The sequence below is a fragment of the Catenulispora yoronensis genome, from assembly GCF_039531695.1.
Taxonomy (GTDB): domain Bacteria; phylum Actinomycetota; class Actinomycetes; order Streptomycetales; family Catenulisporaceae; genus Catenulispora; species Catenulispora yoronensis.
On sequence record NZ_BAAAQN010000069.1, the window covers coordinates 1 to 18,631 of the forward strand.

The window sequence follows — 18,631 nt, forward strand, 5'->3', positions numbered from 1 at the left end:
CGACGTGACCGAGGGGAACGAACCCCCACCTCACCAACCGCCAGCGCAGGGCCCTGAATGTACCGACCTATGGAGCCGGCGCCAGTTCCCCGAGGGATCCGAGGCCCCCGCTGGAAGCGCCTGCTTTACCCAGCTTTTGACTGGATTTTGACTCTAATCACGAAGATTCCTCCCCCACCCCCTCCACCGACCCCACCCCCGGCACCGGCACCGCCTCATCATTCCTAAACCGCGAAGCCCACCGCCTCCCATCAGCAAACTTCAAAACCGGTATATGCCGCACCTCCAAAGCCAACAACACCAACCCCGTCCCCCCAACCCCCAACAACAACCTCCCAAACCCACAAGCCGCCCCCACCGCCGCCGCCGCAAAAATCGTCGCCGCCGTCGTCAACCCCTTCACCGTGTCCTCCACCATGTGGAGCCTCGTCGGCAACGTCAAACTCGGCCGGAACACGACCCCCGCCCCAATGAACCCCACCCCCGTCACGACCCCCGCCAATGCGTTCGGCGCCCCGCCATCCTTCGCCAACGTCGCGATGATCGCGCTCCCCACCCCAATCAGCGAGAACGTACGATCCCCGGCCGGCGACCCTCGCAGATCCCGCTCGAACCCCAACGCGTACGTCAACAAGAACGCCACCGACAACCGCCCCAGCTGCGCCAGACTCTCCCAATCCATATCAGCCCTCTAACTCTCTAACTCTCTAACTCTCCACAAAGCTCCCACCCTCTAACTCCTCCGCAACAACGGCGCCAACTCCGTAATAACCGCATTCAACTCCTCAATCTCCTCCTCCGTATTAGCCGCCGTCACCTGTATCCGAAACCCCGCCTGATCCCGCGGCACCAACGGATAAGCCGCCAACGTCACATAAATCCCCCGCTCCCACAAAACCTTCGCAATCTCCTCAATATCCGACGCCTCCCGCGCCGGCAACTCAATGATCGGAAACCCACTCCGATTCGGCGTCTCCACCCCCAACTTCCTCACATGATCAATCACCCGCGCCGTCTTCCGCCACAACCCACCCCGGATCTCCTCCCCCCGCTCCCGATTCACCCTCAACCCCGCCAACACCGTCGCCAACGACGCCGTCGGCGACGGCCCCGAATACAAATACGGCGCCGCCGCGAACTTCAAATACTCCTTCAACTGACTCGGCAACGCCAAAAACGCCAACAACGACGAATAAGCCTTCGAAAATCCCCCAACCAACACCAACCCCTCATAACTCTCCCCCAGATGCCGCACCACACTGTTCCCCAAACTCCCATACGGCGAAGTCTCCGCCTCCCCCCGCTCCCCAATAACCCCAAACCCATGCGCATCATCCACATACAGCAAAGCACCCTCAGCCCGGCAAATATCAGCAATAGCCGCCAACCCCGGCTCGTTCCCCGTCATACTGTTGATCCCATCCATACAAACCACCCGCGGCCGATCCCTCGGCGCCTCCCGCAACGCCACCGCCAGCGCCCCCAAATCCGTCGCCCGCCACCGGTGCAGCGTCGCGCCGTTCCCCCGCGCCACCGAACTGCCGTCGTAGATAGTCCGATGCGCCTGCGCCTCGCAGAACACCGTCCCCTTCCCGGCCAGCACCGGGATCACCGTCATATGGATATGCGTGATCGTCGGCAGCACCAGCGTGTCCGGCGCCTGCAACAGCTCCGTCAGCTGCTCCTCGATCTCGATATAAGGCTTCGGATTCCCCAGCAGCCGCGACCAGCTCGGATGCGTCCCCCACTTCGCGATCAGCTCCGCCGGCGCCGCCATGATCTCCGGGTCCACGTCGAACCCCAAGTAGTTGCACGACGCGAAGTCGGCCAGCCACTTGTCCCCGATCCTGATCCGCCGCGGCTCCCGCTGATCCTGCTCATCGATCACCGCATCGTAGAACGGCGTCTTATCCCTCAACCGCGCCAGCTCGGCCCACACCTCATGCCGCTCCTGCCGCTCACGCCGCTCCTCCTTCTCGCCTTCCTTCCCACCACCACCACTGCCGCAGCCACCATCGCCATCACCACCATCACTCCAGGTCGTCGACACCATCAGTCGTCTCCCTTCTCGATCACGGCCCGCACCTCACCCGTCTGCCCCAAAGGCACAGCCGGCGAGTACAAGAACCCCTGCGCATAAGCGCAGCCCATGTCACGCAGCAGATCCCGCTGCGCCACCGTCTCAACCCCCTCCGCGACCACGGTGATCCCCATGGTCCCGGCGACGTGCACGATCCCCCGCAACAACCGCTCGTGCTCCGCCAGATCCACGATCCGGTCCACGAACGTCTTGTCCGCCTTGATCAGATCGAACTGCACGTCCCGCAAGTACCCGATCGACGAGTAACCCGTCCCGAAGTCGTCGATCGCGATCCGCACCCCCAGCAGCGACAACGTCTCCAGATCTGCCAACGCGTCCGCCGACGCCTCATGCAAGAACACTGTCTCGGTGATCTCCACCACCAACCGGTCCGGCGACAGCCCGGCATCGCTCAGCGCGCCCCGCACCGTTTCCACGAACCCACCACCGCTGAACTGGCTCGCCGAGACATTGACCGAGACGTACCCGAACCCCGCCGACGCCGCGTCCGCCACCGCCGTCCGCAATATCCACGTTCCGATCGGCCCGATCTGCCCCGTCTCCTCCGCCAGCGGCACGAACGCGGCCGGCGACAACAACCCCAGCTGCGGATGCCGCCACCGCACCAGCGCCTCGTAGCCGGCCACCCGCGGCGGCCCCTGGAGCTCCACGATCGGCTGATAGTGCAGCTCGAACTCGCCGTTCGCCAACGCCCGATCCAACCCGGTCCGCAGCGCCATCCGCTGAAGCGCCGCGTCGTACAGCCCGTGCTCGAACAGCCGCCACGTCCCCTTGCCGTCAGCCTTGGCCGCGTAGAGCGCCAGGTCCGCGTTGCGGAACAGCACCTCCTCGGTGCCACCGACCCCGCCCGGGCTGGTCGCCACCCCGATACTGGCCCGCACCGGCACCGGCGCCCCGGACAGCCGGAACGGCTCGGCCAGCACGTCGACCAGCCGTTCGGCCAGCGTCACCGCCGCCTGCTCCGTGGCGCCGTCGGACAACAGCACCGCGAACTCGTCCCCGCCGAGCCGCACCGGCAGATCACCCGGCCGCACCGCGCCGGCCAGCCGCTGCGCGGCCGCCTTCAACAACTCGTCGCCCGTGCGGTGGCCCTGGGTGTCGTTCACCTCTTTGAAGTTGTCCAGGTCGATCAGCAGCATCGCCGCCACCCCTCCGCAGTCCCAGGCCCGGGACAACGCCCGCTCCGCGCGCTCCTGGAACCGCAATCGGTTGCCCAGTCCGGTCAGCGGATCCCGGTACGCGCGGTGCTTCAGCTCGCGGACCATCGCTCGCGTGTGCGCCCGGTTGTCCTGCTCCCGGGTCTCCTGGCTGGCCAGCGCCAGACGCCACAGCACCAGCAGGAACATCACCGCCGAGACCACCGCGATCACCGGGCCGTCCCGCAGGTTGGCCTCCAGCGACTCGATCATCAGCACCGTCGGGGCCACCAGCGCCGCCGCCGCCAGCGGCAGCACCCGCCATTTGGTGCTGCGCCGCGTGCGCGGCACCGGCTCGGTCAGGCTGGTCATCGACGGCGACAGCGCGGCGGCGCCCCAGGAGACGTAGAAGACCACCCAGCCCAAATCCGCCGCCGATCCGACGTGCCAGGTCCCGTAGAGCCGGACCAGCGCGTACGCGACGTCGGAGGCGGTCAGGCCGAGCACGCCGACCAGCAGCAGCCGGATGGCCGGCCCGCGCAGGCCGCCGGCGGTGGTCAGCCGCGCCGCCACCGCCAGCAGCATCACGTCCCCGAGCGGATAGGCGATGGACACGGCGTTGGCGAACCACGAGTTGTCCTGGTCGGCCACCGTCGGGGTGATGATGTAGACCCACAGCAGCAGTGCGGCTGCCGTGGTCAGGATGATCGCGTCGATCAGCGCCGCGCGGTCCCGCATCGGACTCCGCCGCCGCACCATGACCAGCACGCCGCCGGCCGCCAGCGGATACGTGGTCAGGTAGATCGCGTCGGCGATCGAAGGGAACGGCTCGGTCTGCCCGAAGACGTCGGTCAGCAGGTTGTACGACGTGTCGCCGCTGACCAGCGTCACCATCGCGCCGGCCAGCAGGAACCACGCCGTCGGGGCCTGCGGCCGGTACCGGCGCACGCCGAACAGTACGGCGCCGACGCCGCCCAGACCGATAACGGTCCAGGTCAACAGGTGCCAACTGGGAACCGAGTAATAGAAAACGGTCCACAGCGCCATGAATGCCGCGAACCGAAGCGCCATAAATTCGAGGGGATCATGCACCCGAACGGGTCAGCAACTCGGGGACGGCGGCCGGATGACGGCTCGGTGCCGCCACAGCGCGTGACAGGTCGCCGGTCGACGCCTGCTCACCGGCCGATCGGCCAGTGATCGGCAACCGATCAGCTACTGATCAGCCGGTGATCAGCGAATGATCGCGCCAATGACCGTCCAGCGGTCAGTCGGCCGTCAGAGCGTGATCGTCCCGCCCACCGCTCGAACCGTCCTCTGTCGGCTTGTCTCGCTACAGTCGTGACCACTTGGACGGGCGAGGCTTGGGAGGGCTTGTGGGGAACGTCCTGGATCCGGTGACGGCTGCCGCGGTTCTGTTCGACCGGCGGTTCACCCTGCGGTCGCTGGTGGTGCCGCGACGCGACGGCGCAACCCTCCTTACCCCAACCGCATCAACCGCATCAACCGCATCAACCGCATCAAACCCTTCAGACGTAACAACCTCCCTAAACGCAACAGCAGCTTCAGAATTCACCGAGCCCCCACTCACCCACCCCGAAGCCGCCGCCACCTTCGAGCGCCTCCTCGCCGCCGCCCGCCCCACCCTCGACACCGCCCTCCACCACGGCGGCGCCGACGAAACCCTGGTCGCGACCGCCTCGCAGCCGCAGCTCGCCGACCCCGCCACCCGCACCGCCCGGCAAGCCGCCATCGCCGCCGCCGCGATCCTCTTCGACGAGCCCAAGAAGCTCGACCCCGAATCCTTCGTCGACGCCTGGTCCGCCGCCCGCGGCCTGCCCTTCGCCGCCGAGGCCGCCGTCGAACTCACCGGCCTGACGATCTCCCGGCTGCACCGGACCAACGACACCGTCGCGCTGCGCCGCCTCGAAGGCTCGCTCAGCTCGGGCCATCAGGACCAGCGGTTCGACATCGTCGCGCGCGTGCGCCGCCACCTCGTCAGCGCCGCCGACGCCGACCACGAAGCGGTGTTCCAAGCCCTCACCGCGCGCACCGACCTGCTCCCGCGCCAGAGCGCCGCAGTCTGTTTCCTCTTCCCGGAGAACACCGACCTCGTCGACGAAGCGGTCGGCCACGTCCGGACGAAAGTGCGCCTGCAGCTCGTCGGAACGATCGGCATCTGGTTCCTGCTCGGCGCGCTCAGCAACCGCGATCAGGCCCGGATCTTCGCGAAGAACCTGCACTCGACCACGCTCCGGGAGAGCGCGGCCGCGACCGCCACCGCCTTCGCCACGCTCGGCACCGAGATGGTCCCGGCGCTGCTGGAGTGGATCGACAACACCTGGGACGCCGAGGAGAAGACCCGCCTCCAGCGCGTCCTGGCCGGCCTGGACTCCGACGAGGCGATGCGGGCCCAGCTCGCGATGTTCGACACCCGCGGCGCCGCCGCTGTGCTGCTGGACGCTGCGGCGCGCTTCCCAGAACGCGGCATCCGCCTGCTCGCCGAGGAACTGCCGGAACTCCCCGCGCCCCGCGCCGCCGCCGAGCGGATCCTGCGCCTGCACGTCGTCGCCCACCAGGACCTCGCCCGCGAGCTTGCCCCGACGCTGAGCCTGGAGGCCCGCGGCCGGGTCGAGAAGCTGCTGCGCGCCGCCGCGCCCCTGCCCTGCGCCGACCCCGCGTCGCTCCCGGAGCTGCTGGTCTCGCCACCGTGGGAGCGCGAGCGGACGACCGGGAAGCCGGTGGTCCTCAAGGACCTGACCGCGCCGGTGGAGCGCGGCGTGGTCTGGGCGGACGACGCCGAGCGCGAGTACTGGCTCCTCGACAACCTGCGCCGGGACTCCGGGGCCGGCGACACGCAGTGGGACAAGATCCTGCGCGAACTCCGCAACCGCCTGAACTGGCGGCTGCTCGGCTGGGCCGTCGTGCGCGGCCCCGAGGACGTCGCCCGGACCGCGCTGGGCCTGGCGGTGAACGGCAGCCCGTGGGACGCCCGGGGCTGGGCCCGGCCCGCCGTGGCGAAGTTCGGCCTGGACGCGCTGCCCGCCGTCCTCAACGCCGTCACCAACAGCACGGCGGTGGCCGACAACGCCGAACTGGTGCTGCCGTTCGCCTGCTCCGAGGTCGCGCCGCTGGTCGCCGACTGGAACGCCCGCCTGAAGTCGGTCCGCCCGGTCGCCCAGACCTGGCTGCGCCGCCACCCCGGCGTCGCCGCGCGGGCCCTGGTCCCGGCGGCCCTCGGCAAGGCCGGAAAGGCCCGCCAGGCGGCCGAGACCGCGCTCCGGTTCCTGGCCGGCGAGGGCTTCGAGGCCGAGGTCCGCGCGGCCGCCGCCGGGTACGGCGCGGACGCCGAGTCCGGGATCGCCGGGCTGCTGGCCGTGGACCCGCTGCTCGCCGCGCTCCCCAAGGCCATGCCGGAGCTGCCGACCTGGGCCGAGCCGTCGGTCCTGCCGCAGCTGCTGCTGACCGGCCGCGAGCTGGCGCTGCCGCCGGACGCGACCCGGACCGTCGTGCGGATGCTCAGCGTCTCCCGTCCCGACGCGCTGTACCCGGGCCTGGCGACCGTCAAAGAGCTCTGCGACGCCGACTCGCTCGCGGCCTTCGCCTGGGGCCTGTTCGAGAACTGGCAGGGCGCCGATCACCCGGCCAAGCAGGCGTTCGGCTTCGACGTCCTGCGCTGGTTCGGCGACGACGACACCGTGCGCCGGCTGTCCGTGCTGATCCGGGCCTGGCCGGGGCAGGGCGGGCACGCCCGCGCCGTCACCGGGCTCGACGTGCTCGCCGCGATCGGCGGCGACACCGCGCTCATCCACCTGCACGGCATCTCCCAGAAGGCCAAGTTCAAGGGTCTGAAGGACGCCGCGCGGGCCCGGATGACCGCCATCGCCGACGACCTGCGCCTGACCCCCGAGCAGCTCGCCGACCGGCTGGTCCCGGTCCTCGGCCTGGACGAGGACGGTGCGCTGGAGCTGGACTACGGCCCGCGGCGCTTCACCGTGTTCTTCGACGAGCAGCTCAAGCCGGGCGTGGTCGACCAGGCCGGCAAGCGGCTCAGGACCCTGCCGAAGCCGAACGCCAAGGACGACGCCGAGCTGGCCCCGGCCGCGTACCAGCGGTTCGCGGGCCTGAAGAAGGACGTCCGGACTCTGGCCGTCGACCAGATAGTGCGCCTGGAGCGCGCGATGGTGGACCGGCGCCGGTGGACCAAGGCCGAGTTCGAGGACTACCTGGTCGGCCATCCGCTGCTGCGGCATGTGGTGCGCCGCCTTGTGTGGGCCGATTTCAGAACCAGTAGCGCGGCCACCGCGTTCCGGGTGGCCGAGGACCTCAGCCTCGCCGACGTCGACGACGAGGCGTACACCCTCCCCGACGACGCCGTGATCGGCGTGGCGCACCCGGTGGACCTGGCCGAGGACCTGCCGCGCTGGTCGGAGCTGTTCCTCGACTACGTGATCCTGCAACCCTTCGACCAGCTCGGCCGCACGGTGTTCGCCCTGACCCCCGAGGAGGCCGCGGCCACGACGCTGGAGCGGTTCGACGGGCAGAAGGTGCTCTCCGGACGCATCCTCAGCATGGAGCGCCGCGGCTGGCACCGCAGCGATCCCGCCGACGCCGGCTGGCAGGGCCACCTGCTGCGCGAGCTCTCCGACGGCCGCAGGCTGGTGGTCGATCTCGACCCCGGATTCAGCGTCGGCTGGGTCAACCCGGCCGATCTCCAGCAGTTCAAGGCGGTGTGGGTCGGCGAGCCCCGGAACGGCCACCACGGCTACTGGAACATCCGCCACCGGTCCGGCACGCCGTTCTCGGTGCTGGACCCGGTGACCGCTTCGGAAGTGCTGCGTGACCTGACCGAGGTGACGGCCCCGTGAGCACCACGGCGAACAGCGGCTCGGCGGCCCGCACAGCAACGCCTGGCACAACAACGCCCGGCACAGCAACGTCCCGCACAGCAACCCCCGGCGCAGCAACGCCTCGCACAGCAACGTCCCGCACAGCAACGCCCGGCGCAGCAACATCCCGCACGCCATCGACCCGATCCGCCCCGGACCCGGAATCCGTCTTCGAACTCCCCACCCCCTACCTCGGCGCCGTCATCGCCCGCCACCGCTCGGCCTCCCTGCCGCGCAAGACCCACCCCGGCGCCGTCCTCGGCATCATCGAGCGGCGCCGCGAGGCCGTGCAGGCCTGGCACCACTGGATCGAGGAGTCCCTCGCCGCCCCGGAGAGCGCCCCGGACCTGGTGGCGCAGCTCGCGGACGTCGACCTCGCCGACCTCGCCGAACTCGGGCCGCTCAGCCCGCTCGGCGCGGCCGTTCTGGAGATCTGCCTCAGCGGCTGCCCGCCCTTCGACGTCCGGCAGGCTGTCCCGGTCTGGGAGTCCGTGCGCGGCCTCGGCTACGCCATCGAGGCCTTCGCCGAGTACTGCCACCTGCGGCCGACCCACGCCTTCGACCGCCCCCTCACCCGGCTGGAGAGCCCGCCGCACCTGTTCGCCAACTGGGACGCGGCCCTGCGGCTGCTGGAGCTGGTCCGCTCCGCCTCCGACCAGGAGCACGCCGCCGCGCTGCGCACCGCCGCGCGGCTGCGCGAGGACGACCCCTCCGGCCTCCGCCGGGCCCTGACCACGTTCCTGTTCCCCGACCGCGAGGACTGGCTCTGGGCCGACATCCAGGCCGCGGCCGACGGCCGGGTGCGGGCCACCGCGCTGCTGCCCTCCGTCACCACTCCCGAGCAGGCCGCCGCCGTCGGCGAGCTGATCCGCGGCGGCCCGGCCTGGTTCTGGAGCGGCGACCTCGACATCGAGCTGACCTACCTCAAGGCCGCCGGCGCCGAGGCGCTGCCGTTCCTGCTCGCCTGGTACGACGGGTATCAGCCCACGAAGACCCCGGCCCGCGGCGGCGCCTCGCCGGTCCAGCAGCGGATCGCCGACCTGATCGCCCGCGTGCCCCGCGACGAGGCCATGGCGGCGCTCGTCGAGCGGATCGGGCAGCCGGCGGTCCTGCCGCAGCTGCACGCCGCGACCAAGCGGTTCCCGCACCGCGCGCTGCGGGTGCTGGCGGCCGCCGAGCCGACGCAGGACGTGACCCACGTCCTGACCATGGCAGCCCTCGAAGATCCCGACTTCACCCGCGCCACCCTGCCCTACCTGGACGGACCCGCGGCCCGCCGGGTCGAAGCGATCCTGGACCGGGAGTCCGCGCCGTCCCCCGGGGACCTGCCGGCGGAGGACCTGCCCGAGCTGCTCGCCGCGCCGCCGTGGCGGGACCGCAAGCGCAAGCCGACCACGCCGGTCGTGGTGGAAGGGCTGGTCGCCCCGCCGGACACCGAGGTCGCCTGGCTGCCCGGCGAACGGGAGCGCCACCTGGCGCGGCACGGCTCCGGCTGGGAGCCGGAAGAAGGCTGGAAGACGTGGGCCGGGCGTATCGTCCCCGATCCGCTCCAGGCCACCAACCACTTCGTCTCCTACTTCGCCGCCTACGGACCCGAGGAACTGGTGCGTCCGCTGCTGGCCGCCTGGACCCCGCAGTTGCAGCGGGCCGACGAGCGCGCGGAGCTGTTCGTGGCACGCTACGAGCAGCTGGCGGTCCCGGCGGTCATGGGCCTGCCGAACCGCCCGGCGCACAAGGCCCGGCTGCTCCAGCCGTTCGTGAACCCGGAGATCGCGGCGTTCATGATCGACGGCCTGGGCCGGCTGCGCTCGGTGCGCGGCCTGGCCGTCACCTGGCTCCGGCGCCATCCCGAGGCCGCGGCGCGCTGCCTGCTGCCGACGGCGCTCGGCAAGCGCGGCCGGGCCCGCCAGAACGCCGTCGTCGCGCTGCGCCTGATCGAGGCGGCCGGCACCGACGTGGCCGCGGTCGCGGTGCGGGCCTACGGCGAGGAGGTCGGCCTGGCCGCCAAGGAGATGCTGGCCGACGACGGGCTCGGTGCCTATCCGCGCACCATGCCGACGCCGCCGATCTGGGCCCGCGCCGCCGTGCTCGCGCCGATCCTGGCCGGCGCCGCGGGATCCGGTCAGGACGGCGGGGCACCGCTGCCGCTGAGCGCGGTCCAGGCCGTCCTGGAGATGCTCGCCATCTCCAAGCCCGGCAACCCCTATCCGGGCCTGGACATCGTCAAAGAGTTCTGCGACGCGGCCTCGCTCGGCGAGTTCGCGTGGTCGCTGTTCGTCAACTGGGAGCAGGCCGGGTCGCCGGCCAAGGAGAACTGGGCGTTCCACGCTCTCGGGCTGCTCGGCGACGACGTCGTCGTGGATCGGCTGGTGGTGCTGATCCGCGAGTGGGCCGCGGACGGCCGGCTCCAGCCGAGTTACGACATACTGGCCACGCTGGCGACGATCGGCGGCGACCGCGCGTTGTCCCAGCTGCACGCCCTCGCCGAGAAGGGGCGGCCCACCGCCCTGCGCAAACGCGCCCGTCAGCGGTTCGAGGACGTCGCCGAGGGACTCGACCTGTCCGCGGACCAGCTCGCCGACCGCGTGGTCCCGGACTTCGGGCTCGGCGCCGACGGCACACTGCGCCTGGACTATGGCCCGCGCCACTTCACCGTCGGATTCGACGAGCTGCTGCGGCCCCGGGTCCTGGACCAGACCGGCAAGGTGGTCAAAACCCTGCCGAAGCCCGGCGTGAAGGACGACCAGGACCTGGCCGGCGCGGCCCACAAGGACTTCACCGAGCTGAAGAAGACGGCCCGCACGGTGGCCGCCGACCAGATCAAGCGGCTGGACCGGGCCATGGTCCAGCGGCGCCGCTGGCAGCCCGCGGACTTCGCGGCCCACCTGGTCCGGCATCCGCTGCTGCGGCCCATCACCCGCCGCCTGGTCTGGGGCGTCTACGGCGAGGACGGCGGGCTGCTCGGCTCCTTCCGGGTCGCCGAGGACCTCAGCTACGCCGACGTCCACGACGCGCACTACGAGTTCCCCGAGGGCGCCGTCCTCGGCATCGCGCACGCCATGGACCTCGGCGCCGGGCTGGGGGAGTGGTCCGAGGTGTTCGCCGACTACGAGATCCTGCAGCCCTTCGAACAGCTGGGGTCGCCGATGCTGGCCCTGTCCCCGGAGGAGCGCGCGGGCCGCGAGTTCGAACCCTTCGACAGCGTCCAGATCGCCCCGCTCCGGATCGTCGGGCTGGAGGAGCGCGGCTGGATCCGCGGCCCGGTCGGCGACGGCGCGAAGTGGTCGACGATCCTGCGGCCGGTCGGCGACGACCGGTTCGTCGTCGCCGAGTTCGCTCCGGGCCTCGTCGCCGGCTCCCCGGAGCTGTCCGAGTACCAGCACTTCACCCGGACCTGGCTCAGCGTGACCGGCGAGTCCCCGTCGTTCGAGCGGCACTCGCTGCTGCTCGGCGAGCTGGACGCGGGCACGGCGTCGGTGGTCCTGTACGACCTGGACGCGCTGATCCCGCGATGAGAGGTGCCGACGAGATGTTCGTTCTGCCCGCGCGAATGCGGGACGAGGTGATCCGGTGGCGGGGCGAGGAGAACGCCTACGTCCCGCCCGCCGAAGCCCTGGAGGTGTATCTCCAGCGGCAGCACGACGCGCTGCTCCAAGCGCACGCGTTCCGCGAGGCGGCATTGGCCGGCTCAAGCTCGGACACCGCGTTGCTGGCCCAGATCCGCCGCCCCGGATTCGGCGATCCGGCCCAGGCCTCGCCGCTCCAGACCGCGCTGTCGACCACGCTCGTCCAGGCGGCGAGCGGGGTCGACCGGCGACTGCGGCTCGGCTATGTCGAATCCTGGGTCCTGGGACGCGGCCCCGGCTACGCCTTCCGCGCCCTGGCCGAGCTCTACGACGTGCACGCGACCTGGTTCCAGAGCGGAGGAAGCCAGCATAAGCAAGGCTTTGTCCGAGGCATCGTCGAGGAGCTGTGGGTCCCGGATCTCTGGCTGTTCGCGCGGCGGCTGCTGGAGCTGTTGGCCGGTGTGTCAGAGGCCGAATACCTCGAAGTCCAGGAGATCGCGCAGGAGTATCGCGGCGGCGCGCGAGCGCAGCGCGCGCTGACGTCGTTCCTGTTCCGGGAACGTGTCGACTGGGTCGATGCCGACCTCGCCGAACTCATCCCGCCCGGCCACTACAAGCAGGACCTGACCTGCTATCTGCTGGTCTCGGCGATCACCGAGGGCCGGCAGGTCGAGGAGTTCGCGCGGCACCAGCGGTGGCTGGACTGGCCCCGGCACGCCGGGCCGCTGGAGACGTTGCTGGCGTCGGTCGGCGCGGAGGCGCTTCCGGTGCTGGTGGGCTGGCTCGACGACGGCCACCACTACAAGGATGCGCGCCCGCGCCTGCTGGCGTTGATCAGCGAACTCGGCAGCGACGGCGCTATACGAGCCCTGATCGAGCGGATCGCCACCAAGGATGGGCAGGCCACGGTGCTGGCCGCCGGGGACCGGTTCCCGCAGGCGACACTGCGGGTGCTCGCCGAGACCGATCCGGCCGCGCAGAGCGGAGGGTCCGAGGACTCGGCACTGTGGTCCCAGCACGTGACCCTGGCGCTTCGGCTCGTGGCCAACGCACACCAGGATGCGGCCCGGGCTGTGCTCCCCGCCCTGGACCCGACGGCGCGATTCCGGTTGGAGGCCGCGCTGGAGCCGGCGCGGGACCTGCCCGAACGGGATGCCGAAACCGACCCGCTCCCGCCGATCCTGGTCTCGCCGCCGTGGCGGAACCGGGCCGCGCCGGCCAAGCCAGTTGTCGTCCAAGGCCTGACCGCCCCGGACGGCGCCTCCGTCGTCTGGGCCGAGGGCGAGCGCGAGCGCTGGGCCGCCACGCCGCTCCACGAACGCCGATACCAGGGCGAGGCCGATGACGCGACGCTGGCGGCCCTGTTTGCCCAAGGCAAGGCGTATCCGGGCCCTGTCAACCTCCCGCGGTTCGCCTGCCGGGCCGCCGACGAGGTGATCCTGCCGTTGCTGGAGTCCGGATGGCAGCCGAACAATACGACGGGGGCGGAGAGCTGGGGCCTGGTCTACCTGGCCCGCTTCGAGCTGCTCGCGCTGCCGATCACCGACCGGCTCCGGCCCGCCGACCGGTTGGAGCTGCTCGCCCCGTTCCGCAGCCCGGGGACGGCCGTGCTCATGGCCGATGCCTTCAGTCGTACTAAGAGCCTGCGGGCGGCCGCGGCGCGGTGGCTGGCCCGCCATCCCGAGTACGCCGCCGAACAGCTGATCCCGGCCGCGGTGGGCAAGCCCGGCAAGGACCGGCGGGCCGCCATCGAGACATTGCGGTGGCTCGACGCGCGCGGCCACGCCGAGGTCGTCGCAATCGCCGCGATCGCCGCGAAGACCTACGGCGACAAGGCGGCCGACGCCGTCAGGACCCTGATTGAGGCCGACGGCACCGAGGACGTCCCGAAGACGATGCCCGCGCTGCCGCACTGGGCCGAGCCCTTTGCCCTGCCGCAGCTCGCGAGCTTGGGCCACACCTCGGCGCTGCCGCCGGAGGCCGTCCGCCACGTCGTGCAGATGCTGTCGATCTCCAAGCCGGAGACGCCGTATCCCGGTCTGGACATCGTGCGCGAGACCTGCGACGACATCTCGCTGCGCGAGTTCTGCTGGGCGCTGGTCGAGAACTGGCGGCTCGCCGGCTGCCCCAGCGCGCAGGGCTGGGTCCTCGACAGCCTGCGCTGGTTCGGCGACTACGACATCGTGCGGCGTCTGGAGCCGCTGATCCGCGCCTGGCCCGGCGAGAACGGGCACGCCCGCGCCGTCGCCGGCCTGGACGTGCTCGCCGCGATCGGCGGCGACCACGCGATGCGGGCGCTGTACCGGATCTCCCAGCGGGTGAAGTTCACGGCGCTGAAGGACAGTGCCGGCGAGAAGATCGCCGCGATCGCCGAAGGGCTGGGCCGCACCGCCGAACAGCTCGGCGACCAGCTGGTTCCGGACCTCGGCCTGGACCCGGACGGCACGCTGACGCTCGACTTCGGGCCCCGGAAGTTCGTCGTGGGCTTCGACGAGCTGCTGAAGCCGTATGTGCGGGACGAGGCCGGCCAGCGTCTCAAGACCCTGCCGAAGCCTGGTGTGAAGGACGACCCCGAACTCGCCAAGGCCGCCACCGACGCTTTCTCGGCGCTGAAGAAGGAAGCGCGGTCCGAGACCGGGGACCAGATCGCGCGGCTGGAGCGGGCGATGTGCCTGCGGCGGCGCTGGACGCTGCTGGACTTCTGCTCCTATTTCGTGGCGCATCCTCTGGTCCGCCACCTCGTCCGGCGCCTGGTGTGGGGCAGCTACGACGCCGACGGCACGCTGCTCGCCACGTTCCGGATCGCCGAGGACCTGACCTTCGCGGACCTCGACGACGAGCCGTTCGAGCCCGACATCGCCACGGTCGGCCTGGTGCACCCGCTGGAGTTCGCCGAGCTGATCCCGCGCTGGTCCGACGTGCTGGCCGACTACGAGATCCTGCAACCCTTCGCCCAGCTCGGCCGCGAGACCCACACGCTGACCGACGCCGAGCGCGAAACCCTGAACCTGTCCCGGTTCCGCGGCGTCGACATCCCGGTCGGCAAGCTCGTCGGCCTGACCCGGCGCGGCTGGCGGCGCGGTGAGGCCTGGGACAACGGCGTCGAGGTCTTCGTGCTGCGGCCGCTGCCCGACGGGCGCGCGCTGGTCGCCAACATCGAACCCGGCATCGACGTCGGCGGCATCGCCGACTCCGGCCCGCAGGAGCTGACGGACGTGTGGATCGCCCGCGACGGTGTCGGCGACTGGTTCCCTCGGGACGGGGCCTGCGATCCGTTCGGCACACTGGACCCCGTGACCGCATCCGAGATCCTCCGCGATCTGACCGAGGTGACCGATCTGACCGGCATGACCGGGGGGACCGCGCGATGAGCAGTGAGAAGGCCGCCGCCTCCGACGGCAAGCGGGTCCAGCGTCCGTCCGCCGAGGTCCGCTACGCCGACGAGCTCGCGCGCCTGCGCGCCGCCGACACCGGCGAGCGGCCCCCGGGCTGGGCGCTGAGCCTGCGCGCGGCCCGCCGGTTCATCCTCGGCGACGAGGCCGCGGGCATCAGCCGCAAGTTCGTCGGCGACCCCTCGCTGATCGACCGCGCCCTGGTGTCGCTGGCCACCAGCAGAGGCCTGATGCTCGTCGGCGAGCCCGGCACCGCGAAGTCGCTGCTGTCGGAGCTGCTGGCGGCGGCGGTCAGCGGCGACTCGACGCTGACCATCCAGGGCGGCGCGGCCACCACCGAGGACCAGATCAAGTACTCGTGGAACTACGCGCTGCTGGTCGCCGACGGCCCGTCGACGAAGTCGCTGGTGCCGGCGCCGCTGCTGCGCGGCATGAGCGAGGGCCGCGTGGTGCGGTTCGAGGAGATCACCCGGTGCCCGCTGGAGGTGCAGGACTGCCTGCTCTCGCCGCTGTCCGACCGGGTGCTGGCCGTTCCGGAGCTCAGCGGCGAGGAAGCGCTGGTCTTCGCCCGCGAGGGGTTCAACGTCATCGCGACCGCGAACACCCGCGACCGCGGCGTGAACGAGATGAGCGCGGCGCTGAAGCGGCGGTTCAACTTCGAGACCGTGTTCGCGATCACCGACTTCGAGACCGAGCTGGGCCTGGTCGAGCAGGAGGCCGCGCATCTGCTCCAGGGCTCGGGGGTGACCGTGCCGCCCCGGCGCGACGTGCTGGAGGTGCTCGTCACCGCGTTCCGCGAGCTGCGGGAGGGCCGGACCGAGCGCGGCGACGCGATGGAGCGGCTGTCCTCGGTGATGAGCACCGCCGAGGCGGTGTCGGTGGCGCACGCCGTGGGGCTGCGGGGCTGGTTCCTGCGCGGCGACGCGGGCAGCGCCTCGGACATCGTGGAATGCCTGGCCGGGACCGCGGCCAAGGACAACGCCGAGGACCTGGCCCGGCTGCGGACCTATCTGGAGCAGCACGCGGGGCGCCGCAAGGGGGCGCAGTGGCAGGAGTTCTACGGCGCCCGGCACCTGCTGCCCGGGTGAGCCCGCCGATGCTGACCGTGGTCGGGGTCCGGCACCACAGCCCGGCGTGCGCGGGACTGGTGCGCGAGGCGATCGAGCGGCTGCGGCCCGCGCACGTGCTGATCGAGGGCCCGGCTGACGTCAACGCGCGGCTCGGCGAGTTCCTGCTGGGCCACGAGCTGCCGATCGCGGTGTTCACCTCGGCGCGGCGCGGGATGGCGTCGCAGGCCTCGTGGTCGCCGTTCTGCGACTATTCGCCGGAGTGGATCGCGCTGACCGAGGGCGCGCGGGCCGGCGCCGAGGTGCGGTTCATCGACCTGCCGGCCTGGCATCCGGCGTTCGCCCGGCAGACCAACCGGTACGCCGACGCCGAACGCCGTTACACACAGGCTGTGGACGGACTGTGCCGCACGCTCGGCATGGACAACTCGGACACGCTGTGGGACCACCTGGCCGAGATCGACGCCGGGGACGTGCCGGCGGCGGAGCTCGGGGAGAGGCTGAATACCTACTTTGATTTGATCCGAACCGCGGTGGATGCCGGTCTGGACTCCGTCTCCGATGACGACGACGCATCGCCCGAGCTGTCGACCGACGAGGTGCGCGAGGAGTACATGGCGCGGTGGATCGTCGCCGCGATGCGGGATGCGCCGGACCGGCCGGTGCTCGTCGTCTGCGGCGGGTTCCATCGCCCGGCGCTGTTGCGGCGGGTCGCAGAGTTCTTCGAGTCCGCCAAGTCCGCCAAGTCCGCCAAGTCCGCCAAGGTCTCCAAGTCCGCCAAGGTCTCCGAGCTCTCTGATCTCTCCGATCTCTCCGATCAGGACGGCGGCGCCGCGCCGTGGCCAGAGGTCCCGGCGCCGGACCCGGACACGACCGCGGTCAGCTACCTGGTCCCGTACTCCTTCCGGCGCCTGGACGCTTTCGACGGCTACCAGTCCGGCATGCCGTCCCCGGCCTACTACCAGCGGCTGTGGGAACTGGGCCCGCGCGGCGCGGCCGGAGCGCTCACCGGCGAGGTCGTGGAACGGCTGCGGGCCCGTCGGCAGCATGTCTCGACGGCGGACCTGATCGCGGCGCGGGTGACCGGCGAGGGCCTGGCGGCGGTGCGCGGCCACCGGCACCCGGCGCGGGCCGACCTGCTCGACGGCCTGGTGTCGGCGCTGGTCGGGGAGGCGCTGGACCGGCCGCTGCCGTGGACCGGGCGCGGCGGACTGGCGGTGGGGACCCATCCGGCGGTCGTCGAGATGGTCGCGGCGCTGTCCGGCGACCGCGTCGGCCGTCTGCACCCTGATACGCCGATGCCGCCGCTGGTGCACGACGCCGAAGCGGAGCTGGAACGGCACGGCCTGACTGCCCCGGGCACCGTCGAGCTGGACCTGACCGTCCCGGCGCAGCGCGACGGAAGCCGCCTGCTGCATCGACTCAGGGTGCTGCGGATCCCCGGCTACGAGCGGCTGTCCGGGCCCGATCCGTCGGTCGAGGACAGCACCTTCGTCGAGCGGTGGGAGATCCAGGAGCACCAGGACCGGCTGTCCGCGCTGATCGAGGCCGGCGGCCACGGCCCGACGGTGGAACTGGCCGCGCGGGCCGTGATCGGCGAGCGGGTGCTGGAGCGGCAGAGCCTGGATGCGGCGGCCCGCGCGCTGTTCGACGCCGTGCTGTGCGGGATCGAGGATCTGTCGGAGCAGGTGCTCGGCGGGCTCGCCGCGTCGGTCGCCGCCGGCGGCGACGCGGAAGCGCTCGGATCCGTGCTCACGGCGGTGCTCGGGCTGTGGCGGCACGACCGGCTGCTGGACGCCGAGCAGTCGGCGACGCTCGGCACGGTGATCGTCGCGGCCGTCGACCGGCTGTTGTGGCTGCTGGAATCCGTGCGGGGCGGCGGGCCGGCGCCGATGCAGCCGCGGCGGATCGCGGCGGTGCGCGCCGTCCGGGATGCCGTCCGCTACGCGGCCGCGAAGCTGGAACTGGACGCGGCGCGCGCGACCGCCGTGATGGGCCGCATCGCCGCCGGCGCCATGACACCACCGGACCTGCGCGGCGCGGCCTTCGGCTTCGGCTGGTCGCTGGGCACGCCGCCGCCGGAGGCCGAGCGCACGATCCGCGCGGCGGGCGGCGCGACGACCCTGGGCGACTGGCTGGCCGGGCTGTTCGCGCTGGCCCGGGAGCAGTGCCTGGAGGACGCCTCGGTGCTGGCGGTGGTCGACGAACTGGTGCGGTCGATGACCGATCGCGACCTGCTCGTGGCGCTGCCCGCGCTGCGGCAGGCGTTCGGGTTCTTCCCGCCCCGGGAGCGCGAGACGATCGCCGGGCAGATGGCGCGGCGGCACGGCTTCGACGACTCCGGGCGCGCGCTGCTGCGCGAGCGCGTCGCCGATCCGATGGCGCTGGCGCGGGGTCATGAGCTGGACAGCCATGTCCAGGCGGTTTTGGAGCGGGAGGGACTGGTCTCGTGAACGCGGTTCCGCAGGACCCTGAGCCCG

8 protein-coding genes are annotated in these 18,631 nt (G+C 71.5%); 5 read left to right on the forward strand and 3 right to left on the reverse strand.

Annotation, left to right across the window (positions count from 1 at the left end):
• Window positions 1–157 precede the first annotated feature (157 nt).
• The 3 genes from ABD481_RS38800 to ABD481_RS38810 all read right to left on the reverse strand — a co-directional run bounded on the left by ABD481_RS38800 (window position 158) and on the right by ABD481_RS38810 (window position 4,308).
• Window positions 158–643 (reverse strand): MgtC/SapB family protein, encoded by a 486-nt coding sequence (locus ABD481_RS38800; protein ID WP_344670877.1) that lies wholly within the window; start codon window positions 641–643, stop codon window positions 158–160.
• 90 nt (window positions 644–733) lie between these two features.
• The gene (locus ABD481_RS38805) at window positions 734–2,053 is read right to left on the reverse strand and encodes an aminotransferase class I/II-fold pyridoxal phosphate-dependent enzyme (RefSeq protein ID WP_344670878.1); all 1,320 of its coding nucleotides are present in this window, start codon (window positions 2,051–2,053) and stop codon (window positions 734–736) included.
• Window positions 2,053–4,308, reverse strand: coding sequence for a putative bifunctional diguanylate cyclase/phosphodiesterase (locus tag ABD481_RS38810; protein ID WP_344670879.1), 2,256 nt, complete (start codon window positions 4,306–4,308; stop codon window positions 2,053–2,055). Before ABD481_RS38810 ends, ABD481_RS38805 begins: the two co-directional genes overlap by 1 nt.
• Before the next feature lie 305 nt (window positions 4,309–4,613).
• Here ABD481_RS38810 and ABD481_RS38815 point away from each other — a divergent pair, with 305 nt between their 5' ends.
• From ABD481_RS38815 to ABD481_RS38835, 5 genes are read left to right on the forward strand one after another with little or no spacing between them, the layout of a single operon-like run.
• The gene (locus ABD481_RS38815) at window positions 4,614–8,105 is read left to right on the forward strand and encodes a DUF4132 domain-containing protein (protein WP_344670880.1); all 3,492 of its coding nucleotides are present in this window, start codon (window positions 4,614–4,616) and stop codon (window positions 8,103–8,105) included.
• The gene (locus ABD481_RS38820; protein ID WP_344670881.1) at window positions 8,102–11,641 is read left to right on the forward strand and encodes a DUF4132 domain-containing protein; all 3,540 of its coding nucleotides are present in this window, start codon (window positions 8,102–8,104) and stop codon (window positions 11,639–11,641) included. The genes ABD481_RS38815 and ABD481_RS38820 overlap by 4 nt, the downstream gene beginning before the upstream one ends.
• Before the next feature lie 14 nt (window positions 11,642–11,655).
• Window positions 11,656–15,063, forward strand: a complete 3,408-nt coding sequence (locus ABD481_RS38825) for a DUF4132 domain-containing protein (RefSeq protein WP_344670882.1) — start codon at window positions 11,656–11,658, stop codon at window positions 15,061–15,063.
• The gene (locus ABD481_RS38830; RefSeq protein ID WP_344670883.1) at window positions 15,060–16,172 is read left to right on the forward strand and encodes an ATP-binding protein; all 1,113 of its coding nucleotides are present in this window, start codon (window positions 15,060–15,062) and stop codon (window positions 16,170–16,172) included. The genes ABD481_RS38825 and ABD481_RS38830 overlap by 4 nt, the downstream gene beginning before the upstream one ends.
• A gap of 8 nt (window positions 16,173–16,180) precedes the next feature.
• The gene (locus ABD481_RS38835; RefSeq protein WP_344670913.1) at window positions 16,181–18,604 is read left to right on the forward strand and encodes a DUF5682 family protein; all 2,424 of its coding nucleotides are present in this window, start codon (window positions 16,181–16,183) and stop codon (window positions 18,602–18,604) included.
• Window positions 18,605–18,631 lie beyond the last annotated feature (27 nt).